The following is a 25,564-nucleotide window of genomic DNA, read 5'->3' on the forward strand; positions in this document are numbered from 1 at the left end:
TTTTTTTTAACCTCTCGTCTCTAACCTCTAATCACTGAAGTTTTTTGAGAAAAAAACTTCCCAATTTCCTGCAATGATAACGCATTTAAACATCTTTCTTTATATAAGCCGCCTTTGCGGGCAACCAGTATGCCATAATACATATCTAAAAAGCCTTCTTTGCGGTGCGCGTCTGGGTTAATGGATAGCCAAACACCTTTTTCCAGCGCATATTGGTGCCAGCGCCAATCCAAATCGAGGCGCAGTGGATTGGCATTTATTTCAATCACCACATTGTTGGCAGCACAGGCATCTATCACCTTTTTGTAGTTGATGGGGTAACCGTTACGGCTTAATAATAAGCGGCCGGTAGGGTGGCCCAATATGGTGGTATATGGGTTTTCAATTGCTTTTATCAGCCTTGATGTTGCTTTTTCTTCATCCATTTTCAGGATGGAGTGTACCGAGGCCACTATAAAATCAAACTTTTTCAAAATCTCATCCGGGTAATCCAGTGAGCCATCGTACAAAATATCCGATTCGATACCTTTAAATATATGGAATCCATTCAGTTTTTTGTTCAGGCGGTCAATTTCTTCGTGCTGTTGTAAAACGCGCTCAATTGCCAGGCCCTTGGCGTAAAATGCACTTTTGCTATGGTCGCACATGCCTAAGTATTCTAATTTTAGTTCGTCACGGCAATACAGCGCCATTTCTTCAACGGTGTTTATGCCATCGCTCCAGGTACTGTGGTTGTGCAGAGTGCCTTTTAAATCGGCATGGTTTACCAGCTGCGGAAGTTTATTTGTTTCGGCCCGTTCTATAAACGTCGTGCCTTCGCGTAACTCAGGTTGCACATATTCAAGGCCTGATTTTCGGTAAATTAAATCTTCGCTTTCGGGCTGGTCAATCGGTTCAACGGTTTTGCTTAAAACGGCTTTAACATGCTCGTCGTCGCCGGTTTGTTCAAAAAGTTCTTTATAAAAGTAACGCTTCTCCACACACACCACTTCAACCTTTAAACCATTAGCCAATTTTCCTTTTACGTGATTTTTATCCGGCTCTATCTCGCCCATTACTTCAGATTGTACCAGCGTAGTAAATGCAATTTGCTGGTCGCGGCAGCCTAATACTATGATAAGCTTATTTATAATTTCGCAATACCTGCGAAACTCGCCTGCAAACTCTATCAACCCATCCGGAAAAATGCCCTTTAGCTGTTCTAAAAAGTCTTTAGCTTCCTGCTCAACTTTGGCGTAAAGGAATTTGCCATGGCTGGCCATGTTAAATTCAATTAAATTCCGTATGTCTTCCTGTGTTTTAAGTCCGAAGCCTTTTGCTTCAACCAGGCGGTTTTCGTTACAGGCATAATAAAGCTCGCCAATGTTCTCTATTCCCAGATCTTTCCAAATAATGGCCACTTTTTTCGGGCCGATACCTTTTATGCCCATCATCTCAACAATTCCTTCCGGAGTTTTGGCGAGCATATCGTCCAATTCGGTCATCGTGCCTTTTTCAAGTAGCTCGATAATTTTACTGGCTGTGCTTTTACCAATGCCATCGACTTTTTCAAGCTCGGCAAAGGTCTTCCCTGCAGCCGGGAAATGCAGCTTATCAACCTTAAAAGCAGCATTAGCCAATGATTTTATCTTAAACGGATTTTCCTCGTGCAATTCCATCAATTGCGAGAGCAGGCGAAGCTTACGGGCTATGGGTTTATTTTCCATAATTTAATTGAGGGTGTAAAAATACGAAAGCCGCCCAATACCAGGCGGCTTTCCCATAAAAATATCACTAAAACTTAATTTATCTCAATGTCATAAGGCATCCTCGCCTGTGGGGTGCGCATCATCATGGTTACTCCTTTTATCTGCTGGTAGTATTTAAAATTATCACCCAGTTCCGATTTCACAAAGTGCATTTTTAACTGGTCGCCGCCGAGGCCGAATTTATTCAGGAAGCTTTTTTGGTCGGGGTAGGCCACAATGTTGTATTTTTTAATGTGGGCCTTTTTTGCAGCAGAGGCTATGGCATCATTTATATTGCCCAACCTGTCCACAAGGCCTATTTTTACAGCTTGTTCGCCGGTCCAAACGCGGCCCTGGCCGATACTGTTAATGTAAGCCTGAGTTTTGTTGCGGCCAGTGGCTACAGCTTTTGTAAAATTATCGTACCCGCGGTTTACCTGGTTTTGTAAAATTGCTTTTTCTTCGGGTGATAAAGGCCTGGTTAAATCGCCTAAGTCAGCATATTTGCCGGTTTTTACACCGTCGAAAGTCATACCCAGTTTGTCGGTAAAAAACTTTTGCATATTGGGCAGCACAGCAAAAATACCTATGGAGCCAGTAATGGTATTGGGTTCGGCAATTATCGAATCAGCAGCACAGGCTATGTAATACCCGCCAGACGCGGCCACATCGCCCATGGAAACGATTATTGGCTTAACTTTTTTGGTCAGCATAACCTCGCGCCACATCACATCCGAAGCAAGGGAACTGCCACCCGGTGAGTTGATACGGAAAACCACAGCTTTAACTTTGTCATCTTCACGCGCTTTGCGCAACGCTTTTGAAATTCGTTCGGAGCCTATGCTATTATCGTCGCCTTCGCCGCCAACTATATCGCCCGATGCATATACTATGGCAATATTGTTTTTCGAAGTTTCTTTTTTATCTTCTTTAGCCGACTCGCTTGTACCGTACTCACTTAATTCAACGGTTTTCAAATCGTCGCCGGCATCAATTCCCGCACGCTTTTTCAGATCATCTAAAATTTCATCCTTGTATTTTAAGCCGTCAACCAAGTGGTATTTAAGGGCGTCCTCAGGTTCGCGTATTTTCAAATCGTTGGCTATGGCAAATAACGAATCCTTGCTTATTTTGCGACTTTGGCTTATCCCGGTTAAAAAATGGTCGTAAAGCGAGCCAAGGTAGGAGTTTACCTGCAAGCGGTTGGCGTCGCTCATTTTTGTTAAAAAGAAAGGCTCAACGGCGCTTTTATAGGTGCCCACCTTAATTATTTGTGCCTCTATACCTAATTTATCAAGAGTGCCTTTCAGGAAAGTGATTTTTGAATTAAAGCCTTTAAAATCAAAAAGGCCTTTAGGGTTGATATATACCTTATCGGCAACCGATGCCAGGTAGTAGAAGCCCTGGGTATAAATTTCGGAGTAGGCAACTATAAATTTACCTGTTTTTTTAAAGTCGATAAGTGCGTTGCGTATTTCTTCGGTGGTAGCTTCTCCGGTTTGCAGTATGCTCTCGTCCAGAAAAATGCCTTTAATATTTGAGTCTTTTTTTGCTTTTTTAATGTTAGCAAGTATGTCATTAAGGCCCATGGTTTTTTCGCCTTCCACGCCTAAAAAGCCAAGTGCTGCTAAAGGGTTATGTGGCGTGCGCTCGGTAATGGGGTAGTTTAGCTTTATTTGCAGCACCGAGTTTGGGGTTACATCAACGGTTTTTTCACTGTTGCCATCAACCAGGCCCGCTATTATGCCGATAACAATAATCAGCAACACCACACCTGCTAAAATAAAACCCACCATACTGGCGAAGACAAATTTGAAGAATTGTTTCATTAAATGTTATAAATCTTTTATCTATGCAAACTTAGCAATTCGATATCGTATAATATTAAGAGTGATATCCATAATATTTGTTACAACATGAATAGGGTTTTTTTACTTCTCGGCAGCAACCTGGGCAACAGGCAGCTGTATCTGCAACAGGCAATTGAACTGATTGGTACCCACTTCGCCCCGGTTGCAAAAACATCATCAATATACGAAACACAATCATGGGGAAAAACCGATGCGCCCGACTATTTAAACCAGGTTGTAATGTTGGAGACGGAAGTCCCGGCATCTGAATTACTGCGTAAAATACTGGATATTGAACTTATGCTGGGTCGTAAACGTGAAGAGAAGTGGGGCTCACGCACAATTGATATCGATATACTTTTTTATGGTGATGAAATAATAGACGATAAGAACCTGCAGGTTCCACATCCCGAATTACACAATAGGCGCTTTACATTGGAACCCCTTGCAGAAATAGCGCCCGGCCTGCTTCACCCTTTATTAAAAAAGACTATCTTAGACGTGAAAAATAACCTTAAAGATAGCTTGATTGTAAAAAAGTTATAATTTTGGAAAATATAAACCAAGATATGTCATATATATTCCCCGAGCATGACCTGGACCTATCGTTTTTATTTGAAATTGCCGACGGCAGTGACGAATTTATTGTAGAATCCATAGATATGTTCCTGCAGCAAACCCCTGATTTGCTGCAAACCATTACCACGGCTATTGACAACAAGGATTGGACCCTTGCAGCACAGGCTGCACATAAACTGAAACCCAATCTTGGTTTCTTCGGTATGCCCATAAGCCAGGCCACTATACAGGAAGTTGAAATAATGGCCAAGAACGGCGCCCCCGAAGAAAGTCTATTGATATCGAAATTCAACGACGTGAAAAGTCTTATTATCCCAAACCTAGACAGGCTGGCAACGATAAGGGCTTCTAAGGAATAGAGACCAGCGGTTGGAATTAGAGATTAGCAATGCGAAATTCGGGATGCCGATTGCGGAATTAGAAATTTGTCCATTCAACTAATCTCTACACCAAACTACACTTCAGTTATACTAAAGCTATAGCTTTCCATTATTAAATTAGCTAGCAGGCTTTTGCAGGCGGTGTCAACTTTGCTGCTTGCAGCTTCTTTGTTTTCTGCATCAATTTCCAAAGTGATGTGTTTGCCAATACGTACATTTTGAATTTCGGCTAAACCCAGGTTTTTCATGCTACCGGTTACGGCTTTACCTTGAGGGTCGAGTATTTCTTTTTTTGGCATTACGTCAATTTCGGCCTGGAATTTTTTCATCAGTGTTTGTTTAAAATTTACCGGTTACGGTGTCTTAACTTTCTTTTTGGGCGGTATTCATCATGCTCGCGCTCAAAAATTTGAACTGGATAAGTGATAAAGTGATATAAAACAATATCACCGCCGGAACTGCCGCAAATTTAAAAAATAGAATGAGTATTGCCGAGAACAACAGTAATAAATAACGCGAAATATTTTGGTTAAAATCGCGGTTTTTGAATTTTAACGACATCATGGGTACCTCGATAACCAATAAAGTACACATCACGACACATAACACCGATAACACCCATGGGTTCTGCAGTGGTGGGGTAAAATATTTGTTATGATGGTCGAGTATCAGTGGGAAAGAGGCGATCAGGATAGCATTTGCCGGTGTAGGCAACCCGATAAAATTTTCTGCTTGCCTGGTATCCACATTAAATTTCGCCAGCCTTAATGCCGAAAATACGGGTATTAAAAACGCTATAAAGTTTAAGTATTGGCTGATATTATCTATCTGGCGGGCCTCCAGCAACAACTGGTACATTATTACTGCAGGCAATACGCCAAAGCTTACCATATCAGCCAGCGAATCCAAATCTTTGCCTATGCCCGAAAACGATTTGAGCACCCGCGATGCGAGCCCGTCAAAAAAATCAAATATGGCCGATAAAAATATGGCGTACGATGCAGCTATCAACTCGCCCTTGAAGGCTAAAACTATACCTATGCAACCGCTGAAGAGGTTTGCACAGGTAATAGCATTCGGCAAGTGTTTTTTAAGACGATTCTTCATTCCGGTATGAAGGTATCAACATTTTATTAAATAAATATGAAGTTTACCATTAACTTTCTGCTAATATAACTTCACAAATTTTAATTTATTACGAATTCATCGAAATCAAAAACTCTTCGTTTGTTTTTGTGCCCCTTATCTGGGCCTGTAAAAATTCCATCGATTCCTGTGAGTTCATGTCAGCCAGGTGATTACGTAATATCCAGATCCGTTGTAACGTTTCGCGGTCAAGCAGCAAATCGTCGCGGCGGGTACTCGAAGCCGTGATATCAATAGCAGGGAATATGCGTTTGTTGGACAATTTTCTATCCAATTGCAGCTCCATGTTACCGGTACCTTTAAACTCTTCAAAAATAACCTCGTCCATTTTCGAACCGGTTTCTGTCAATGCTGTAGCAATAATGGTTAATGAACCGCCATCTTCGATGTTACGCGCGGCGCCGAAGAAGCGCTTAGGTTTGTGTAATGCATTTGCATCAACACCACCTGATAATATTTTACCGGATGCAGGAGCAACTGTGTTATAGGCACGGGCTAAACGGGTGATAGAGTCAAGCAGGATTACCACATCGTGACCACATTCAACCATGCGTTTTGCTTTCTCCAGTACAATATTGGCAATTTTTACGTGGCGCTCGGCAGGCTCATCAAATGTTGATGATACTACTTCGGCGCGTACGCTGCGGGCCATATCGGTTACCTCTTCCGGGCGTTCGTCAATCAGTAATATAATCAGGTAAACTTCCGGGTGGTTTTTGGCAATGGCGTTGGCCACATCCTTCAGCAACATGGTTTTACCTGTTTTTGGCTGCGCCACAATTAAACCGCGCTGCCCTTTACCGATTGGCGAGAACAAGTCCATAATACGGGTAGAGTAATTACCAGCATCAGTAAACAGGCTCAGTTTTTCGGACGGAAACAATGGCGTTAAATGGTCGAAAGGTACGCGGTCGCGTACTTCGGCAGGTATACGGCCGTTAATAGCTTCAACACGAACTAGCGGGAAGTATTTTTCACCTTCTTTTGGCGGGCGGATGCTACCGCGAACGGTATCGCCGGTTTTAAGGCCGAATAATTTTATTTGCGACTGTGATACATAAATATCATCAGGAGAAGTCAGGTAGTTATAATCCGATGAGCGTAAAAAGCCATAACCATCAGGCATAATTTCAAGTACACCTTCGTTTACTATTACGTTATCAAAATCAAGGTTGATAGCAGGTTCCTGGCTTTTTTGCTGGGTGGTTTGGTTATTTACACGGCGCTCAAATTTTTGCGGGCGGCCTTCGGTCACAGTTTCTTCGTCCTTTGGCTCGCCTTCGTCTGATCTTGATGCCGATACTGCCGGCATTATAGGCGTAGTATTGCCGTCTTCAGATTCGTCAACAGGTGCCTCGTCATCAGGCATATCAAAAAGGTTGGTATCATCAAGCGGGACCTCAACTCGTGGGGTATTGCTGTTTTTTACTACTCGGATGCGTTTGCGTGTTTTTTCGCCGGCTTCGGCGGCAGGGGTAGGGGGCAGTACAGCAGCATAATTGCTGGCAACGGTATCAGCCTGTGCGCGGGCTGCTTCAATTAGTTGTTCCTGTTCAACAATCCTCGTTACAAGGGCAGCTTTTCTAAGTTCGTCGGCTTCTGCAATACCTAAATTTTTGGCAATTTCGCGTAACTCAGAAACGAGTTTATCGTTCAATTCGTTTGTATCAAACATATTATGAATTATAATTCAAAGGGATTTTAATAATTTTTGTAGTCGTATTTATCTTCAATAGTACTATGGAGTCGTGATGTCTTACCCGGCAATTAAGCTATTTGCCCGGTAACGGGCTTTAATGTATTAACAAATTCTTTTTATACTTTATTAAACGGAGATGTTTTTATTACGAAAATATTAACTATGCAACTTGTTTTGCAACATCTAAACCCATGTAAATAATTTAATAAAATAACGTGGAGTTTTAAATTGTTTCTTTAGTGCAAGAAAAATTCAACGGAAAACACTGCAATTTTAGTCATTTAATTTAAATTATCAAACTATTTAAAAAAATATACTTTATTGGCCAACACTTCAACTAAATTTTAGTTTTTTTGGGCATTCAAAAGTAAAACACCGCTCATGATATCGCGCCAATACCTCATAGAACAGATAAAACGTAAAAAATCATTTTTATGTGTAGGGCTTGATACGGATATTGAAAAAATTCCAGAATTTTTAACAGAATATCCCGACCCGATATTCGAATTTAACAAACGGATTATTGATGCCACGCACGATTTATGTGTCTCCTATAAGCCAAACGCAGCATTTTATGAAAAACATGGTGTAAAAGGTCTGCAAAGTTTAATTGCCACCTGGAAGTACCTGCCTAAAGAATGCTTAAATATTATCGACGCCAAACGGGGCGACATGGGCAATACATCAGGCATGTATGCCAAAGCCTTTTTTGACGAGGCTGCGGCGGGGATGAGTTTTGATGCGATAACGTTATCGCCTTATATGGGGCACGATGCGGTATCGCCTTACCTCGAATATAAAGATAAGTGGGTGATTATTTTGGCGCTAACGTCATCCGCGGGCAGTAAAGATTTTCAGTACTTAACCACTGAACATGGTTTTTTATACGAAGCTGTGATACAAAAAGCCAATACCTGGGCAAATGCCGACCGCATCATGTATGTAGTAGGTGCTACTAAAAGCACAGAGTTTACCAACATTCGCAAATATGCACCCGATAACTTCCTGCTGGTACCCGGTGTAGGCGCACAAGGCGGTAACCTGGCTGAGGTTTGCCACTATGGGATGAATAAGGACTGCGGGCTGATAGTAAATGCATCACGTTCAATTATATACGCCTCAAACGGGAAGGACTTTGCCGAAGCGGCAAGGGCCGAAGCGATGAAAATTCAGCAGGAGATGCAGGTGGAGCTGGAGAAGGCGGGGGTGATTTAAAAAAGACACAAGAAGTCAAGAGGCAAGAGTCAAGAAGTTAATACTTTTTTCTCTTGTTTCTTGACTCTTGATTTATTGCGTCTTCCTCGTTATACTTCCAGCTTACCTTCGATAGAATCGTCCAATGTTTGTCCGATAGCGGCACCGACCAGCATTTTTGCAAAGGCAATCGTGTTTCCGTGTTTGTTATCCCAGTAATAACCTTCGATAGGTTCAACCTTTATTATGGAAATGCGCGGGTCGTCTTCGCCTTCGGTAAACCAGGTTTTCATGATGGGTTCCCAAAGCTCTTTGATTTTCCCTTTATCTTCGTTAACCGATGCAATGCCATAAATATTCAGGAAATCGGAATGTGCCGAGCCCTGGAACAGGAGATGTACAAAAGGGTCGTGCGATACTTCGTCGTTTTTATGGCTGTCGTTTGAGCTCAAAAACCAAAAGTTGCCGTCGTCGTCAATTTGCTGTACTGCCATTGGCCTGGTGGTAAGCGGAATGCCGGTTTTAATATTGGTGCAAAAAAAGCAGGTTTTAGTTTTGTAGGCCAGTTCTCTAATTTTTTCAATGGCTTCAGCGCCATTAAGGTCTTTGGCGTTTTCCTCGGGTTGTTGTTGGTTAATGCTGTCCATAACAAAATGTTTTTAATTGGTGATGTACTAATAATAACCAATCGCCAAAACTATTGTTTAAGGAAATTAATTTAATTGATAAAACATGTGGTTGTAGGGAATGACTTAGATTGAACCAATATCTTTCAGTCGTTTTATTACTGCACCGGCTTCCACTGTGTCAAATTCATTTTTAAGGTAAATTTCGGAAAGATATACCACCTCTTTAACCAACAACACACATGTAATTACCCTTGCACCACCTGACTTTCCTTTATTTGTACCGGAAATGGCCATCCTGATTTTGTAAACATTTTGTCCAAGATGTATTCCTTTCGTCGGATTTTTTTCTAACTAGTCAATAAGTTTTGCGAGGTCACCCTTGATGGCCTTGTGCTTTTTAGCTATTCGTTTAAATTCGTTGTCGAACAACGCCGAGACTTTGACATTATAACTCATTAAGTAAAGTCCTGGCGTCTTTTAACTCAATTTTACCTTCCTGATGTAACCTGATTTCTTCAAACGATTTCTTAAGGTTGTTATAAAGTCGTTGTTCGGATTTATTTAAGGGCCGGTCCGTATCTGCTGGAGTTGCTTCTACATTATAACTCAAACCAAGTGCATCTAAAACAGCCTTTACTGCTTTTTCGGATTTTTTATTGTCGATATTTACCGTCAGCGTTGTCATAATATCAAAATTACAAATTTCTTTTAATATTTATTTTGATTTGTAAATCATCACCCAGCAAACACCATCTTCCTGTCCGGAAACTTTACAGCATAATTATCAACCATATTCCGGATATAATCATTACCGGGATAAGGCGTAAGGTGGTTTTTCAATTGGTCTAGGCTGTCGGCGTTAAAATAGTGCGAAATATAGCCCATGCCGTAAAACTTGCCTTTTTCAATCAGCAGGCAGCTGTGCTCTTCATCATTACGACCGGCATCGCGGATAGCAAAAGTAGGGAGGGCTTTGTTCAGTTCATCAATTGCCAGGTTTACCCGCTGGTTGTAATCGTCAACCGACTCATGGCCCTCACAGGCACAACTACCCACGTTAACCCCAGCGCATCCTGATGTGTTGTTTTGTATGAAACACAGCTTCGGGCATAGTTTGAAGGTGTCTATTAACTGCATTAAAATGCTACGACCCTCAAACAGGGTATTGCAACTGTAAATTGCCCCGGTCATTTTACGATGCTTATCAACAGCAAGGCGCAGATAGCCGCGCTGGTCCTCAAATGCGTATAAGCTGTAGGCGTGCTCAAACCGTTTGAGTGACCGGTTGTATTTTGGCCATAGGCGTTTTATTTCAACAGCTTCCAGTACAAAGGCAACCAGTTCGGTGCCGCATGTTTGGAAAGTAATATTATGAATGTTGCGCAAAAACTCCTGGCGCTGCACCCCGGGGTTATTACCGGTAAAATGGCTGCATACACGCTTTTTTAAATTTTTGGCCTTACCAACATATATCACCTTACCTTTTTGGTCGTGGAAATAATAAACTCCCGGCGACGGTGGTAAAGCTTCCACGTCCTTTTTCGGCAGGTTAGCCGGCAACACCTGTTCTTTGGAGTTTTGCTTTAATGCAAGCGGAATATGGTTGCCATTATCTTTTGCTAACAACATCGAGAATAAGATCGATGTGGCCTCAGCATCCCCCGCCGCCCGGTGACGGCTTTCATTTTCGATCCCTAAATGTCGGCACAATTTACCGAGACTATAGGAGGGAAGACCGGGCATTATTTTACGCCCAAGGCGTACTGTACACAGCTTATTGCATTGCAATTCGTAACCTGCAGCAGCCAGATGGTAACGCACAAATGAATAATCGAAATTAACGTTATGCGCAACAAATGTTTTATTGTTAAGCAAGTGGTAAATATCATGTGCCACATCCTCAAACGGCGGTGCGTTTTGTACCATATCATTAGTGATGCCGGTTAGTGCACTTATATAAATAGGTATTTCGCGGCGGGGGTTAACAAGGGTAGAATAACGCTCAATTACTTTTTTTCCGTTATGTATACAAATAGCTATCTCGGTAATGCCGTTTGCGCTGGCATGCCCTCCCGTGGTCTCGATATCTACTATTGCATACATGGATGTAAATGTAGTAAGTTTTTGCTAAATTAATTAGTTTTTGTTGAAATGTTGTAAGGTTGAAATGTTGTAAAGTTATTTTTGAACGCGGCAAAAGTTTAAACAAAAAAATAACCCGGCAGATTTTACCGGGTTATTTTTTATCTGAAAGGTCAACTTTTCAACTTTACAGCATTTTAATTTTTAAAAAATATTACTTCTTTTTTGAAGGGGGCAATTGCTGCTGCTGTTTCTGGCGCATCATTTCTTCCATACGAGCCTGGAAACCGCTGGTTTTCTTTTTGGCATCAACAGGTTTCTTTTTGTTTTCCTGTATCTGGGCATGTATTTTTTTATCGTCAACCATTAGCCTGATGATGTACTGTTGTAAAAACGTCATCATGTTGGCCAAAAAGTAATAATAATTTAAACCTGCAGGGAAGCTATTCAACGCGCCAAGGAAAATAATCGGGGTAATATAACCGATATATTTCATCTGGCCCGAAGCACCAGATATCTGGTTGTTAAAGTATGTGTAAATAAGCGTCGATATCGTCATTAGCACGCACATTAAGCTTAAGTGATCGCCGACAAACGGAATATGCGGGAATGTGATTATCGAATCATAGGTCGATAGATCGTGCATCCATAAAAAGCTTTGGCCGCGCAACTCGAATAAGCTTGGGAAAAACCGGAAGAATGCAAACACTATCGGCATTTGTATCAGCAACGGCAAACATCCGCCGAGCGGGTTAACGCCTGCTTTTTTGTAAAGCTTTAAATACTCTTGCTGTAAAAGGGTTGGGTTGTCTTCGCCAACTTTTCCCTTTATTTCGTCCATCTCAGGCTTCAATACGCGCATTTTGGCCATCGAAAGGTATGACTTGTAGGTAAGCGGAGATAATACCAGTTTTAGTACCAGTGTTAGCGCCAGGATGATTAATCCATAATTACTGGTAAACTGGCTCAGGAAATTAAATACCGGTAATACCGAAAACCTGTTGATATATGCCAGGAATCCCCAGCCCATGTAAACCTGTTTCTCCAAATGGTAACCCTGTGTTTTAAGGAAGTTATATTTAACCGGGCCGAAATAAAATTCCATCGGATAGCTGCCATCGGTGCTTTTTGGTATCACCATATTGGCGCTCATTCGCTTTACATCAACAGTATCTGTTACATCGGTAGTTACTCCCAGGCTTGATTTCGAAAATCCGTCTTTTGCAATTAATACCCCGGAAAAGAAGTGCGCTTCGAAAGATACCCACTGCATCTTTTTATCGCTGATTTCCTTTGTGTCGTCTTTGCTCTCACTAAGGTAATCCAAATCGTTTTCGGTATTAAGGTAATAAACGGTAGTATACCTGCGCTCCTGCTCCATGTCTTTTTCCTGCCTGCGCATGCTGGCCGCCCAGCTAACATTAAGCTTATTGGTATTGGCAATCACCTGGTCGAGACCGGTGGCTTTAACCGTTAAACCAACTTTATAACCTGTCCCTTTTAACGAATAAATGTAGTCGATGTATTGCGTGGCGCTGTAATTTAAGCGCATGGTTATGCTCGACGAGTCTTTTTCAGCAACCTGTAAATCGCCGCTTGTCGGTGTAAAATAAAGTTTATCGGTATTGATGCTGCTGTTGCCGGCTGCAAAGGTTAAACCAAAACTGTTTTTATCGCCATCAAATAAAATAAGGGGTTTTTTATTAAAGGTTTTGTAATCTTTCAACTCAACCGAATATACCTTGCCGCCTTGGGTGCTTAGTTTTACGCGGATGTCCTTGTTTTCAAGCGTTACAAATTTGGGGGTACCGATGGTTGTTGCACCAAAAGGTGTTTTTAAAAGATTTGAATCAACCTTTGTTGCTACAGCCGCTTTTGCCTTTGAAGTATCGGTATATTTTGCGGTAGTAATAACACCGGGTGTTTTAATCAGTCCTTTTTTAACAGAATCGGTATGCGCCGTTATTCTTTCTTTTTTTAGGTCTGCGTCGCTGGGCTTCATCAAAAAGAACGAAGCGCCCATTATAATCATAATCAGGAATAACCCTGTAAAAGTATTTTTATCCATTTCAGTGTATCGTACAAAAAATTACTGCTTGCGGGCATAAGCCATTGAAGCGGCGACAAAGTTAATAAAAAGTGGATGCGGATTTGCAACTGTTGATTTTAATTCGGGGTGAAATTGTGCGCCTACAAAAAACGGATGGTTTTTAAGCTCAACTATCTCAACCAGGTTGTTTTCGGGGTTAAAACCTGTTGGGGTTAAACCGGCGTTCTCGTAATCTTTTAAATAATCATTATTAAACTCGTAGCGGTGCCTGTGGCGTTCGCTGATGCGGGTTTTTCCGTAGAATTTCTCAGCCTTACTGCCCTTTTTAATATCGCAGGCATAAGCGCCGAGGCGCATGGTACCCCCTTTATTTACCACCTTTTTCTGCTCTTCCATCATGTTGATAACAGGATAAGGGGTTTCGGGGTTCATTTCGGTGCTGCTGGCATTTTCGAGTCCCAACACGTTGCGTGCAAATTCAACAACCGCGCATTGCATGCCCAGGCATATACCAAAAAACGGAATGTTGTTTTCGCGAACATAACGGATTGCTTCAATTTTTCCTTCAAAACCGCGCTCTCCAAAGCCGGGGGCAACTAAAACGCCATGCAGGCCTTTCAATTTTTCAATGGCGTTACCGGGAGTTAACTGTTCCGACGGGATATATTCAACTTTTACTTTTGCCTCATTTTTGGCGCCGGCGTGTATGAATGATTCAACAATAGATTTATAGGCATCCGGCAGTTCAACATATTTACCTACCAGGCCTATGCGCACCTCGAAAGTCGGGTTTTTTAAACGGCCCAAAAAGTCTTTCCAGCTTTCAAGGTTTGGTTCGTTTTTATGCGGCAGCTTTAGTTTGGCTAATACCGTTTTGTCCAATTGTTCTTTCAGCATCAACAACGGCACATCATATATGGTTGATGCGTCTATCGATTCGACAACTGCATTAACGTTTACGTTACAAAAAAGGGCTATTTTTTTTCGGATGTCAGTATTTAAGTGATGTTCGGTGCGGCAAACCAGGATATCCGGCTGTATACCATATTCCAGCAACATTTTAACCGAGTGCTGTGTAGGTTTGGTTTTCAACTCGCCTGCAGCAGCCAGGAAGGGGATAAGCGTTAAGTGAATAACCAATGAATTGCCTGAGCCAACTTCCCACCTGAACTGGCGCACAGCCTCGATATACGGTAATGATTCAATGTCGCCAACTGTACCGCCCAATTCGGTTATGATGATATCGTAATCGCCGCTTTCGCCAAGTATGCGGAAATTTCTTTTTATCTCGTCGGTAATATGGGGTACTACCTGCACGGTTTTGCCAAGGAATTTACCTTCGCGCTCCATATTTATCACATTTTGATAAATACGACCGGTGGTAATATTATTTGCTTTGGATGTTGGGGTATTTAAAAAACGTTCGTAGTGGCCAAGGTCGAGATCGGTTTCGGCGCCGTCCTCGGTAACATAACATTCACCATGTTCGTAGGGATTCAATGTTCCCGGGTCGATGTTGATGTAAGGGTCGAACTTTTGGATGGTTACGCGATAGCCGCGCGCCTGGAGTAGTTTAGCTAAGGAGGCCGAAATAATGCCTTTGCCTAATGACGAAGTAACGCCACCCGTAACAAATATGTATTTAGTCATGATTTTTGTGTGTTTGGACCGGTTGTGAGGCCGGAACAAATTGTTTGTGTACGGGATACAAAAGTAAGAAAATTTTTGGGGTTAAGCGGGCGATTTGAAAATTTGATGATTTGAAAATTTGAAGATAGAACTAAGTTAAAAACCTTAAAATCAATTATTCCTCTTTCAATTCCTGACCTGTGTTGTACAAATGGATAAGTCTTTGTATTTGTTTAAAACTAAATTTATCGTCCGCCATATACTTGTTGTAAATTTCCGGTTTGTCCTTAAACATCTCGCCAAGCAGGTCTTTGCGCGACTTGCGACTCTTGCCCAAGAAGATTCCTGAACTTTTAAACCCGGTTACGTAGTCACTATTTTTACCAATGTACCAGTCTCGTGTGGAAGTCGTGGTCATAGTATTGCCAAATCCCATGCTTGTAGAGGTATTTATCAGTTCATAAAGGCCTATCTTTCCTTTCTCTATTACGGTCATAAACATCGGCGTGGCACTGCTGTCTTTATTAACGGCACGATATGTTTTCTGTTCGGTTATCAACGAGTATTCCTTAATGTTTTCGATGGTTATCTTTTCGGGTTTGCCCATTGTTGCGCTTTTATACTTTGTTCTACCGATAAATGGTTTTTCAACATTGCATCTAATTGAATCGCCTTTAATAGTGATGACGTAGTCCCAATAACGGGGTTGTGCTTTAGCGGCAGTTACAGATATAAATAATCCGATAAATAAGAAGGTTCTGGTTATTTCTGAATTCATTAATGTTAAAAAAGGTTGTTCAATTTTTCCATGTCCTCCGGAGTGTCTATCGCATAAGTCTCCAATTCCGTTTCCGCAACTTTAATACGATAGCCATTTTCAATCCAGCGCAATTGTTCCAGGCTTTCAGCTTTTTCTAAAGATGATACCGGCAGTTTGGTTATTTCCTGCAAAACACCGGCCCGGTAGCCATAAATGCCGATATGTTTAAAGTAGGTAAAGTGGCTCAGCCAGTTTTGTTGTTCCTGCCCGCGGATGTGGGGGAGTGGCGAGCGCGAAAAGTAAACAGCCTCAGACAGTTTATTGATAACCACCTTTGGCGAGTTTACATTGAACAACTCCTGCTCATTCGCTACTTTTTTAACCAGTGTGGCAATTTGGGTGCCGGCATCGTTAAAACAAAAAGCAAGCTTGGTTATTTGTTCCGGGTCTATGTAAGGCTCGTCGCCCTGTATGTTGATGATAACGTTGTATTGTGGATGCTGAATGGCTACTTCAGCGCAGCGGTCGGTGCCGCTTTGGTGGTCGGCCGAGGTCATTATGGCAACACCACCGAAACCAAGCACGTGGTCATAAATGCGGTTGTCGTCTGTGGCAACAATTACTTCAGTAAGATGAGTGCATTTTTTAGCCTGCTCATAAACTCTTTGAATCATGCTCTTGCCGGCAATGTCAACCAAAGGTTTGCCCGGGAAACGGGTAGAAGCAAAGCGGGCTGGGATGATACCGAGAATGGTCATAGGATTTACGATTTTAGATTTACGAATTACGATTTAAAAGGATAAGCAATCGTAATTCGTAAATCGTAATTCTAAAATTAAAACAACCCGTTCAACTCCCGCTCAACCAGTTGTACAATAGTAGCAAGGTCTTCGGTATTGTTGGCGAAATCTATGTTGTCCTTATCGATAATCAGCAGCTTGCCCAGTTTGTAGCCTTTAATCCATTTATCGTACTTATCATTCAGTTTCGACAAATAGTCGAGCCTGATGCCGCTTTCGTATTCCCGACCGCGGCGCTGGATGTTGTTAACAAGGGTCGGTACCGATGCCTTAAGGTAGATCAACAAATCGGGTGGTTTTATAAACTCGGTGATGTTGTCAAATATTGCGGCGTAGTTCTCGTAATCGCGCGTTGTCATCAGGCCCATATCGTGCAGGTTTTCTGCAAAAATATAGGCATCCTCGTAAATGGTACGGTCCTGTATCAGGTTGTGGCCATTTTTCTGGATATCGATAATCTGGCGGTAACGGGCATTTAAAAAATATATCTGCAGGTTAAAGCTCCAGCGCTTCATGTCGCTGTAAAAATCTTCCAGGTAGGGGTTGTTATCAACCGCCTCAAATAAGGGGTCCCAGCCGTAATTTTTTGCCAGTAATTCGGTAAGTGTAGTTTTACCGGCGCCTATGTTTCCTACAATAGCAATGTGCATATTCTTAGTTCATGGTTAATAGTTCTTGGTTCATAGCTGGAAGCGGGTGGTCTATAGTTAGTTCATGACCCATAGTCAATAGTTCATGGTAGAATATTTGATACATAACACCGTGCGTTGCAGAATGAAACCCGGCCTAATATACAGTTTGAAGTAAGAACTATCAACTGTCAGCCTAAATTTTTCCGGCTATGAACTATGAACCCTGAACTATGAGCCAATTAAAAACTCCTGAAACCAATAATCTCGCGTACTTCTTTAATAGTTTTCGATGCGCTTTCGCGGGCTTTTATAGCGCCGTGGCGTGCAACCTGGCGCAGGTACGACGAATCCTGCGAAATATCTTTAATCCTGTTGCGGATTGGTGCGGTTGCCATAATAATATCTTCGGCAAGCTGCTTTTTAAGATCGCCGTAGCGTATCTGGCAGGTGTTGTATAAGTTATCAAAATGTTCATAAGTATCGGCCGATGAAACCACTTTGATAATATCAAACAGGTTTTGAATTTCGAGCGGTTTCTGCTGATTTTCAGTGGTCGGCCCACCATCTGTAACGGCTTTCATTACTTTTTTGCGGATAACTTCCGGGGTATCCGACAAATAAACCGCATTGCCTTCGCCTTCCGATTTGCCCATTTTTCCTTTACCGTCAAGTCCGGGTATTTTTACCAGGTTCTCACTAAAGTTAAAAGCAAACGGTTCGGGGAAATAGTCCTTGTTATACAAACGGTTAAAACGGTTTGCAAACGTGCGCGCCATTTCAAGATGTTGCTCCTGGTCTTTACCTACAGGTACTTTTGTGGCACGGTGCAGTATAATATCGGCAGCCATTAAAACAGGGTAGGTTAATAAACCGGCATTAACGTTGTCAGGGTTGGCGCGCACCTTGTCTTTAAATGATGTGGCACGTTCCAGCTCGCCCAAATAGGCGTTCATATTCAGGAAAAGGTAAAGCTCCGCAGTTTCCGGTACGTCCGACTGCAGGTAGATGGTGGCCCTTTCCGGATCAATACCTGCTGCTAAATACTCTATCAATACCTGTTTTACGTTTCCGTGCAGGTCGGCAGGAGTGGGGTGAGTAGTTAACGAATGTAAATCGGCAATAAAAAAATAGCAGTTGTACTCATGCTGCATTTTTACAAAATTCTGTATTGCCCCGTAATAATTTCCAAGGTGTAAGTTCCCGGTTGAACGTATACCACTAACAACAGTTTCCATGGCGCGAAAGTAAGGAATTTTTATATTTTTGATGGAGATGAAATTGATATTGAAAAAGGTGCACATCTATCTTTACGTTTTTAGTGTAGCGCTGTCGTATTTTTTATTCTGGCCTTTTTTTAAGTTTTTTTCGCTTAAACCCAGCCGTTATCGCAACATGAACCGCTTTCGCAGGTACTGGGCGATAATAAGCTCTGCGCTGGTAGGTTTCTTTTATCGGTTTACTTATGAAGAGCCTATCGATTGGAGCAAGGCTTACATAATTTGTCCTAATCATACCTCAAATCTTGATATTTCAGCCATGTGCGTACTGGTTAACACCAACTGCAGTTTTATGGGCAAAGAGGAATTGAAAGACGCGCTTGTAACCGGATTGTTTTTCCGCACGGTTGATATCCCTGTAAACCGCGACAGCAAAATGTCATCGTACCGGGCGTTTAAAAAAGCTACTGAGAAATTACAGGACGGGATTACGCTTATAATTTTCCCCGAAGGAAAAATAAGCGACGATTATCCGCCAACTTTGCATGAGTTTAAGAACGGTCCGTTCCGTTTGGCTATCGAGCATAAAATTCCTATTATCCCGGTATCATCATCAAACACCTGGCTTAAGCTTTGGGATGATGGCACTAAACATGGTACGCGCCCGGGCATATGCGAGATTTATGTGCACAAACCCATAGAAACAATAAACATGACTTTAGATGATTCCGATAATTTGCGCGATAAGGTTTATAATATTATTGCCGAAAAAATTGGCAGCGAGGGAATAGCCGCCGCGATGATATGAATAGGATAGTAACTTGTACAAAAATTATTTTGCTGGTTGCCATCCCATTGATGGTTATTGCTAAAATATACCAGCTTAATAAAACCGATTTTGATATGGATTTGCTGGCTAAACAGCTAACCCCTTTGCAAAGTCACATTAAACCAAATTGTAGCATCGGTTTTTACAACAACAGCAATGATCCCGCTTTATTTGTCGAGATGCAATATGTTATGGCACCCCAGGTTATCAGCAATAAAATTACGCCTGATACCTTGCTGGTAATACAATTTAACAACAAGCCCCTTACAACATTCTCTAATTACCGAGTTGTTGCGCAAAGCCAGGATAACGGCAGACAGGTATCGCTAATAACTAAAACTAACTAATATGGTGCTGACAGTTACTTTTATTAACCTGCTGTTACTATACGTTGGGATAAATGCCGCTGTAAGAAAAATTACGTCTGGCGATAGCAGGGCATTAACGATACTTACATCCGCAATTAGCCTGGTAGTAGCCTTAAGTTTCGTGTATTACTTAATGCTGGTGTTAAATCAGAGTTTTGTTGTGCTTTTAATAATGTTAAGTGCTATAAACCTTGCCCATATTTTTTTTACCAGGCATTCTTTTAAAAATTATCGGCTCAAACCACTAAGTAATAGCCACGTTTGGGCGCTGGCAGCGGCGTTTTTTTTAACCTGCTATTTCATGTTATATGCTAGTAAACATGGCAACTGGGACGCTTTTGCCATGTGGAACCTGCACGCAAAGTTTTTTTACCATCCGGAGTTGTGGAAACATCTTTTTACAAGTAAACTAAGCTACTCCGCGCTTGATTACCCGATGATGCTACCATCAATAGTTGCTTTTTTTTGGAACGCAGTGGGTTCAATGTCGCCTTACGTGCCCTTACTTTTTGCATATGGGGTAATGTTAACCATCCCCTTATATACGTATTTCGCATTGCGCGACGAAGGTTTAAAGTGGTTGTCGCTTGTCGCTCTTGTAATATTTGTGACGGATAATAATTTTAAACAAATAGCAACTTCACAATGTGCTGATAGTTTACTTTCGTTATTGATTTTGATGGTTTTTGTGCAGTATGAGAAGCTCAAAGGCCAGATTAACAACCGGGCTTACCTGCTTGGATTTATTTGCGCATCGTGCGCCTGGGTAAAAAACGAGGGCCTGGTATTTTACGTGTTATTTACAGTCGGGTTTATTCTAAGCAACTACAAGCATCTCCGGGCGTTAAAAAAGTATTTGATAGGTGCAATTGTCCCAACGTTGGTGCTGGCGTCGTTCAAATTATTTTTTGCCCCTGCAAACGATTTAATTTCGGCAGATAACAAGCAATTGTTCTCGCTTTCGGTGGTATTAACAGATTGGAGCCGGTATGCCACAATTTTTAAATTTTGGCTTAGTACGTTGTTAAGCAATTATATATACGCTTTGATTTTAGTTTTCGCTGCTTTTGTAGTGAACCGGCGGCTTTTTGCATCAATGCCAGCTATAATTATAGCTTTGCTGCTGCTGGGCTATTTTATAATATATCTGGTAACCCCGCATGATTTAAACTGGCACCTGTACACTTCATTGTACCGTATAATTCAGCACGTCTATCCGGCTTTAATATACCTGATTTTGCTTGACTTTAAAGGACCACAAACACGCCAACATCTGGCGTTGCTGAGTTAATAACCAATTCAATCTAACCCATCATAATCAAGTAGTCAAATTTATCTATTTTTGGGAACCATGAAACTCGCCTTAAAAAAGATTCATACGCACTTTTACAGGTACAGTGTGGCTTTCTTTTTTCTGCTTGTTTGGCCAATTTTATATTTTTTATCGCGCCGGCAGATCCGCTTTAAGCACATTAATGGCATAAGGAGGTTTATCATTTTTTGCAGCACCGTTATTTCGGGAATATTTTTTAATGTTGATTATGAAACAAGTGTAGATTGGAAGCGCACGTATATTATAGTTGGCAACCACACCTCGAACCTTGATGTTTCGGCAATAAACCTGGCGGCAAAAAATAACCATTGTTTTATAGGTAAAGAGGAACTGCTGAGCAACCTGGTGCTGGGGTTCTTTTTCAGGACGATTGATATTACCGTTAACCGGGACAGCAAAATTTCATCATTCCGGGCGTTTAAAACAGCCGCCGAAAGGATAAAGAATGGTGTAAGCGTTGTTATTTTCCCCGAAGCCACTATCCCGGACGATTACCCCCCGACCTTATTTCCTTTTAAAAATGGCGCGTTCCGCCTTGCTATTGAACTGAAAGTACCCATTATACCAATAACATCAGTTAATACCTGGAAAGTTTTATGGGATACTGGTAGCGAATTTGGCAGCAGGCCGGGTATTTGTGATATATTTGTGCACAAAGCTATTGAGACGGCTCATTTAACCGTTGATGACGCCGACACTCTGCGGGATGAAGTACATGAGATTATTAAACAGAAATTAGCAACAGCATGACCATTGATAAAGAGACCGTTGATAAAATAGCGCATCTTGCCCGCCTCGAACTTAGTGCCGGCGAAACCGACGAGATGATAAAGGATATGAGCAAGATACTCGATTTTATGGCCAAGCTTAATGAAATTGATACATCGGGTGTTGAGCCGCTTGTTTATATGACCGATGAAGTAAACGTGCTGCGTGAAGATGTGGTGAACCAACAAATTACCCACGAGGAAGCTTTGCTGAATGCACCTAAGCACGATGATGACTATTTTTTGGTGGCAAAAGTGATAGAGAAGTAAGTCCGAAGTCCGAAGTCCGAAAGTCCGAAAGACGCTGCGCTGCTTTGATAGACTGTTTATTTGATATTGACTTGCCGATCCCAACTTTTTTCTGTCTTTGCCGTCTTTTCGGACTTTACTGACTTTCCTGACTTTTCTGACTTCAAACTGTAACAAAACCTACCTTACCATAGTCAAACAACAAAAACACATGCAACCACTTATTAGTCTTACAGATATCGGGCGTAAATATGTTATTGGTACTGAGATAATTCATGCCTTAAAATCTGTTACATTAACTATTAATAAGGGGGAATTTGTTGCGCTGATGGGACCTTCAGGTTCAGGTAAATCAACGCTGATGAATATATTAGGTTGTTTGGATACGCCTACCAAAGGCGAGTATATATTGAATGGAATTAATGTTAGCCACATGACGGATAACGAACTGGCTGAAGTACGTAATACCGAGATCGGCTTTGTTTTCCAAACATTTAATCTGCTGCCACGTAACACCGCCCTTGACAATGTTGCCCTGCCATTGGTTTATGCTGGTATTAATAAAGAAAACAGGCAGGCCCGCGCCAAAAAGAGCCTGGAAAACGTAGGACTTGGCAACCGAATGGATCATAAACCTAACGAGTTGTCGGGGGGGCAGCGCCAGCGTGTAGCTGTAGCTCGTGCATTGATTAACGATCCATCTATCATATTGGCCGATGAACCTACCGGTAACCTGGATACCAAGACCTCCATTGAAATTATGGGGTTATTGGAAGATATCCACGCCAAAGGCAATACAATTATACTCGTTACCCACGAAGAAGACATTGCTATGCACGCCCATCGTATAGTGCGCATGCGCGATGGTTTGGTAGAAAATGATTACGCTAATCCAAATGTTATTACTGTTGACAGAAGTAAAGTAGTAGTGGAGTAATCTTGTTGCTATTTCAGTCGAACCCGATAAAGTTTTCGTCCCTGGCGTGGTCTTCTAATATCTCGAGCAGTAGTTCCCACTGCTTTATTTCAAATGGAATTAAAATTTGCTCGTTGCTGCTTTTAACTTCAAAACCTTTTTTTACAAGTGTTATAGTTTCTATCTCGGTCCACAGAATACATTTGGGTTTGCCAAAAATACTTTTCGCTATTACTTGATTTACGGCGGCAATTACTATACAATTAAACTTTTTTGCGATGAGTTTAACGCCGCAAAAACCTAGCATGATAATGAGCAATATGCCGATGTAAAATTCTTTATCTGCATGTTCAAATCCTTTAAGCAGCATTATTACTGCCATTCCGGCTGCCATTGTTAGACATAAAATTCCCCAAGCCAGGTAGGAGTTTCCTATGGTAAACGTCACAGGCAAAATATAGTCGGACTCTACGGTGTTTTCCATATTTAACAATATGATACCAGGTGTAATAGCTGGTGAGTTGCTATTAAGTATAATCTCTTCAGCAATGTGAACAAACGCGGGTTATAAATTCGGCAAGGTGGAGTGTTTTTTCGGCTGATACCGGTTCATTGTTACCTACGATAAGGGTATGTTCAACTATTTCAATCAAAAAATGGTCGTGGCGGATATCCATAACCGCATTGCGGAATCTCCGGTCGACGCCTTTAAGCGCCTTTTCGCGGTCGTTAACCAATACGTAAAATGTGTCGCTAAATGCTTTGTCTTCAGCAAAATCCAATTCAACAGGGTGCACCAGTTCAATAATTTTATCCGCCAGTGTCTCACGCCGTATCAGCATACGGCCAAAGTCAGCTTTTAAAAATGCAAGGGCCCATATTTGATAGTCCTTGTCGCCGGAGACCTTCCCTTGTCCGGGGTGACGGGATTCGGTTTCAACAAAAAGAATATAACAGTCGTTGTTATTATCCTGCTTGATAACAAACGAGTCACGTACGGTAATTTCAAGATAGTTTTTAAAAACTTCAAACAATTCCAGGTGGAAATCAATTTCGCCGGTAAATTCTAAATTGAATTTTAATTTAAGAATAGTGTACGATTTGTAATAACTTTCTATTTCTTCTTGGGTAAGTCCGTTGGTATCAAAAGGGTAGTTGTCCATCACTTAATTAAAACGCCAAATTAACTTGTTTTATTTATTAGTAAATATAAAATTTCATTTTTGAGTATTAAGCTCATCTTGAGGCCATTGTTCCAGATTGATGACATAATAATTTCAAGCATTAAAGAAATGAAAAATAAATTTTGAATTAGTTAAATAAATTTAGTGAAAGTATTGTTGAAATAAATATTTTTGTTGGTAAATGAAAAATATATAATCCAGGTATTTTTCATCATTAATGCGGAAAGAAAACCTTAACTATTACAATTTTTATCTCTTTGTTTTTTTTATAATAGTTGCGCCTGCAACTGTTTGTGGCCAGTATGAGTACAAAAATGTCGACAGCTATAAATCATTCCTGCAAAAAAATACGATTCAAAATACACTGCAATTAGATAAAAAAATACAAAAGCAGTACAGCAATATTATCGACGAAAAAAATAACGAATTGATTGACCGGTTAAAATCAAAGGATTTTCTGTTCGATACCGTAGCCTATCCTTACCTGAATTCGATATTTAACCATGTGCTGTTATCCAATTCGCTGGATAAAAACCAGTTTCACTTTTTTATCGACCGCACTTTTGATGTAAACGCCTACAGTTTTGAAGATGGCACAGTCGTGTGTAACCTGGGCTTGCTGGGGGGAATGGAAAATGAAAGCCAGTTAGCAATGGTTTTTTGCCACGAGATTGGGCACTATCTGCTTATGCATAGTAATATATCGATAATTAGTAAGCTTAATAGATATAATTCACACGAGTTTTTAACCCAGATAAAGCAAATAAAGAAACAGGAGTATAATACCAAAAAGCAACTGGAGAATTTATTGCTTACAGATGTTTTTGACAGGAGCAGGCACAGTCGCGGACAGGAAAAAGCTGCCGACTCACTGGGTATGATATTGTTTAGCAATACAAAATATGGTGCTAAAACTGTGCCCGCCATTTTTGATTATCTCAATTCGGCCGAAGGCCTACCGAACGCAATTACAATCCAATCTTTTCTTGACAAGGAAAAAATTACGATTGATGATTTTTCGGTCGCTGCCCCTCCAAAAAGGATTCACTTCGGTACTACTGAGAAAAAGGGAATAATTGATTCCCTGAAAACCCACCCCGATTGCGATAAGCGAAAGCTACAAATGCAAAGTTTTTTCGGGCTGAACCCCAAGCCAGGTGTTGATTTTATTACCGGCAGCAAACAGGACCTGGAGAAAATAAAAAAATACGCACTTTTTGAAGAGGCCAGGTATTCGAAGGACAAAGGTAACCTGGGCCTTTACCTGTACCAGCTTATTCAAATAGACGCGATGTTTCCTGCAGACAAGTACACTAAAAGCTGGATTTACAACACACTAACATCGTTATACACGCATCATAAAGCTCATACTTTTCATGAGGTGGTAAATGCTGTGTATATCCCGAAGAATGATAAAGACCAATATGCTACGCTTTTAAAATTATTGGATAACCTGAGCCTGGAAAAATTAGACGAAATCATCAACGCGTATTACGCAAATAATAATTCATTTATCAGAATTACTAAAAATTAACAAATCCCTA

General features: G+C 41.3%; 27 protein-coding genes. 10 read left to right on the plus strand and 17 right to left on the minus strand.

The features are described from left to right. Window positions 1-20: 20 nt before the first annotated feature. Window positions 21-1,706 (minus strand): DNA polymerase/3'-5' exonuclease PolX, encoded by a 1,686-nt coding sequence (locus Q0R52_RS12445; RefSeq protein WP_295794992.1) that lies wholly within the window; start codon window positions 1,704-1,706, stop codon window positions 21-23. A 74-nt stretch (window positions 1,707-1,780) separates the two neighbouring features. Beyond that, on the minus strand, window positions 1,781-3,556 hold the full coding sequence (gene sppA / locus Q0R52_RS12450; RefSeq protein WP_295794993.1) for a signal peptide peptidase SppA: 1,776 nt from the start codon (window positions 3,554-3,556) through the stop codon (window positions 1,781-1,783). Window positions 3,557-3,643: 87 nt separating this feature from the next. Between sppA and folK the strand changes: the two genes are divergently transcribed. Beyond that, window positions 3,644-4,123: a 2-amino-4-hydroxy-6-hydroxymethyldihydropteridine diphosphokinase gene (gene folK, locus Q0R52_RS12455; RefSeq protein ID WP_295794994.1), complete on the plus strand. Its 480-nt coding sequence runs from the start codon at window positions 3,644-3,646 to the stop codon at window positions 4,121-4,123. A gap of 23 nt (window positions 4,124-4,146) precedes the next feature. Continuing rightward, entirely contained in the window at window positions 4,147-4,515 is a 369-nt protein-coding gene (locus Q0R52_RS12460) for an Hpt domain-containing protein (protein WP_295794995.1), read from the plus strand. A gap of 95 nt (window positions 4,516-4,610) precedes the next feature. Here the strand turns inward: Q0R52_RS12460 and purS are convergent, their stop codons facing one another. From purS to rho, 3 genes are all read right to left on the minus strand, one after another. After that, the gene (purS, locus tag Q0R52_RS12465) at window positions 4,611-4,865 is read right to left on the minus strand and encodes a phosphoribosylformylglycinamidine synthase subunit PurS (RefSeq protein ID WP_295794996.1); all 255 of its coding nucleotides are present in this window, start codon (window positions 4,863-4,865) and stop codon (window positions 4,611-4,613) included. A gap of 34 nt (window positions 4,866-4,899) precedes the next feature. Then, complete coding sequence (gene pssA / locus Q0R52_RS12470) at window positions 4,900-5,643, minus strand: CDP-diacylglycerol--serine O-phosphatidyltransferase (RefSeq protein WP_295794997.1); 744 nt, start codon at window positions 5,641-5,643, stop codon at window positions 4,900-4,902. A gap of 88 nt (window positions 5,644-5,731) precedes the next feature. Next, complete coding sequence (rho, locus tag Q0R52_RS12475) at window positions 5,732-7,357, minus strand: transcription termination factor Rho (RefSeq protein WP_295794998.1); 1,626 nt, start codon at window positions 7,355-7,357, stop codon at window positions 5,732-5,734. A gap of 408 nt (window positions 7,358-7,765) precedes the next feature. On the opposite strand from rho, the gene pyrF reads away from it, so the two are divergent. Continuing rightward, a complete protein-coding gene (pyrF, locus tag Q0R52_RS12480; protein ID WP_295795063.1) occupies window positions 7,766-8,596 on the plus strand; it encodes an orotidine-5'-phosphate decarboxylase in 831 nt (276 codons plus the stop codon). Window positions 8,597-8,685: 89 nt separating this feature from the next. Here the strand turns inward: pyrF and Q0R52_RS12485 are convergent, their stop codons facing one another. From Q0R52_RS12485 to trpS, 10 genes are all read right to left on the minus strand, one after another. Beyond that, window positions 8,686-9,222: a pyridoxamine 5'-phosphate oxidase family protein gene (locus tag Q0R52_RS12485; RefSeq protein WP_295794999.1), complete on the minus strand. Its 537-nt coding sequence runs from the start codon at window positions 9,220-9,222 to the stop codon at window positions 8,686-8,688. A gap of 105 nt (window positions 9,223-9,327) precedes the next feature. Next, entirely contained in the window at window positions 9,328-9,498 is a 171-nt protein-coding gene (locus Q0R52_RS12490; RefSeq protein WP_295795000.1) for a hypothetical protein, read from the minus strand. 151 nt (window positions 9,499-9,649) lie between these two features. Then, a complete protein-coding gene (locus Q0R52_RS12495; protein ID WP_295795002.1) occupies window positions 9,650-9,889 on the minus strand; it encodes a hypothetical protein in 240 nt (79 codons plus the stop codon). 50 nt (window positions 9,890-9,939) lie between these two features. After that, complete coding sequence (locus tag Q0R52_RS12500; protein WP_295795003.1) at window positions 9,940-11,307, minus strand: exonuclease domain-containing protein; 1,368 nt, start codon at window positions 11,305-11,307, stop codon at window positions 9,940-9,942. A 193-nt stretch (window positions 11,308-11,500) separates the two neighbouring features. Then, a complete protein-coding gene (gene yidC / locus Q0R52_RS12505) occupies window positions 11,501-13,354 on the minus strand; it encodes a membrane protein insertase YidC (protein WP_295795005.1) in 1,854 nt (617 codons plus the stop codon). A gap of 21 nt (window positions 13,355-13,375) precedes the next feature. Then, complete coding sequence (locus tag Q0R52_RS12510; protein ID WP_252791671.1) at window positions 13,376-14,986, minus strand: CTP synthase; 1,611 nt, start codon at window positions 14,984-14,986, stop codon at window positions 13,376-13,378. A gap of 154 nt (window positions 14,987-15,140) precedes the next feature. After that, window positions 15,141-15,743 (minus strand): hypothetical protein, encoded by a 603-nt coding sequence (locus tag Q0R52_RS12515; protein ID WP_295795007.1) that lies wholly within the window; start codon window positions 15,741-15,743, stop codon window positions 15,141-15,143. Window positions 15,744-15,748: 5 nt separating this feature from the next. Then, a complete protein-coding gene (gene kdsB, locus Q0R52_RS12520; RefSeq protein WP_295795009.1) occupies window positions 15,749-16,483 on the minus strand; it encodes a 3-deoxy-manno-octulosonate cytidylyltransferase in 735 nt (244 codons plus the stop codon). A gap of 77 nt (window positions 16,484-16,560) precedes the next feature. After that, window positions 16,561-17,175, minus strand: a complete 615-nt coding sequence (locus Q0R52_RS12525) for a deoxynucleoside kinase (protein WP_252791673.1) — start codon at window positions 17,173-17,175, stop codon at window positions 16,561-16,563. Between the two features lie 221 nt (window positions 17,176-17,396). Next, the gene (gene trpS / locus Q0R52_RS12530; protein ID WP_295795011.1) at window positions 17,397-18,392 is read right to left on the minus strand and encodes a tryptophan--tRNA ligase; all 996 of its coding nucleotides are present in this window, start codon (window positions 18,390-18,392) and stop codon (window positions 17,397-17,399) included. A gap of 37 nt (window positions 18,393-18,429) precedes the next feature. On the opposite strand from trpS, the gene Q0R52_RS12535 reads away from it, so the two are divergent. The 6 genes from Q0R52_RS12535 to Q0R52_RS12560 all read left to right on the plus strand — a co-directional run bounded on the left by Q0R52_RS12535 (window position 18,430) and on the right by Q0R52_RS12560 (window position 22,857). Then, the gene (locus Q0R52_RS12535; protein WP_295795012.1) at window positions 18,430-19,182 is read left to right on the plus strand and encodes a lysophospholipid acyltransferase family protein; all 753 of its coding nucleotides are present in this window, start codon (window positions 18,430-18,432) and stop codon (window positions 19,180-19,182) included. Beyond that, a complete protein-coding gene (locus tag Q0R52_RS12540) occupies window positions 19,179-19,550 on the plus strand; it encodes a hypothetical protein (protein WP_295795013.1) in 372 nt (123 codons plus the stop codon). The genes Q0R52_RS12535 and Q0R52_RS12540 overlap by 4 nt, the downstream gene beginning before the upstream one ends. A gap of 1 nt (window position 19,551) precedes the next feature. Then, on the plus strand, window positions 19,552-20,862 hold the full coding sequence (locus Q0R52_RS12545; protein ID WP_295795014.1) for a hypothetical protein: 1,311 nt from the start codon (window positions 19,552-19,554) through the stop codon (window positions 20,860-20,862). A gap of 60 nt (window positions 20,863-20,922) precedes the next feature. Further along, on the plus strand, window positions 20,923-21,654 hold the full coding sequence (locus Q0R52_RS12550) for a lysophospholipid acyltransferase family protein (protein ID WP_295795015.1): 732 nt from the start codon (window positions 20,923-20,925) through the stop codon (window positions 21,652-21,654). Beyond that, on the plus strand, window positions 21,651-21,941 hold the full coding sequence (gene gatC / locus Q0R52_RS12555) for an Asp-tRNA(Asn)/Glu-tRNA(Gln) amidotransferase subunit GatC (RefSeq protein WP_295795016.1): 291 nt from the start codon (window positions 21,651-21,653) through the stop codon (window positions 21,939-21,941). Before Q0R52_RS12550 ends, gatC begins: the two co-directional genes overlap by 4 nt. A 190-nt stretch (window positions 21,942-22,131) precedes the next feature. Continuing rightward, on the plus strand, window positions 22,132-22,857 hold the full coding sequence (locus Q0R52_RS12560) for an ABC transporter ATP-binding protein (RefSeq protein ID WP_295795017.1): 726 nt from the start codon (window positions 22,132-22,134) through the stop codon (window positions 22,855-22,857). A gap of 13 nt (window positions 22,858-22,870) precedes the next feature. Here Q0R52_RS12560 and Q0R52_RS12565 read toward each other — a convergent pair whose 3' ends face one another. Beyond that, on the minus strand, window positions 22,871-23,320 hold the full coding sequence (locus Q0R52_RS12565; RefSeq protein WP_295795018.1) for a hypothetical protein: 450 nt from the start codon (window positions 23,318-23,320) through the stop codon (window positions 22,871-22,873). A 58-nt stretch (window positions 23,321-23,378) separates the two neighbouring features. Continuing rightward, complete coding sequence (locus Q0R52_RS12570) at window positions 23,379-23,999, minus strand: hypothetical protein (protein WP_295795019.1); 621 nt, start codon at window positions 23,997-23,999, stop codon at window positions 23,379-23,381. A gap of 238 nt (window positions 24,000-24,237) precedes the next feature. Here Q0R52_RS12570 and Q0R52_RS12575 point away from each other — a divergent pair, with 238 nt between their 5' ends. Then, the gene (locus Q0R52_RS12575; protein ID WP_295795020.1) at window positions 24,238-25,554 is read left to right on the plus strand and encodes a M48 family metallopeptidase; all 1,317 of its coding nucleotides are present in this window, start codon (window positions 24,238-24,240) and stop codon (window positions 25,552-25,554) included. Window positions 25,555-25,564: the final 10 nt, after the last annotated feature.

Source organism: Mucilaginibacter sp. (assembly GCF_025359345.1).
Lineage (GTDB): Bacteria > Bacteroidota > Bacteroidia > Sphingobacteriales > Sphingobacteriaceae > Mucilaginibacter.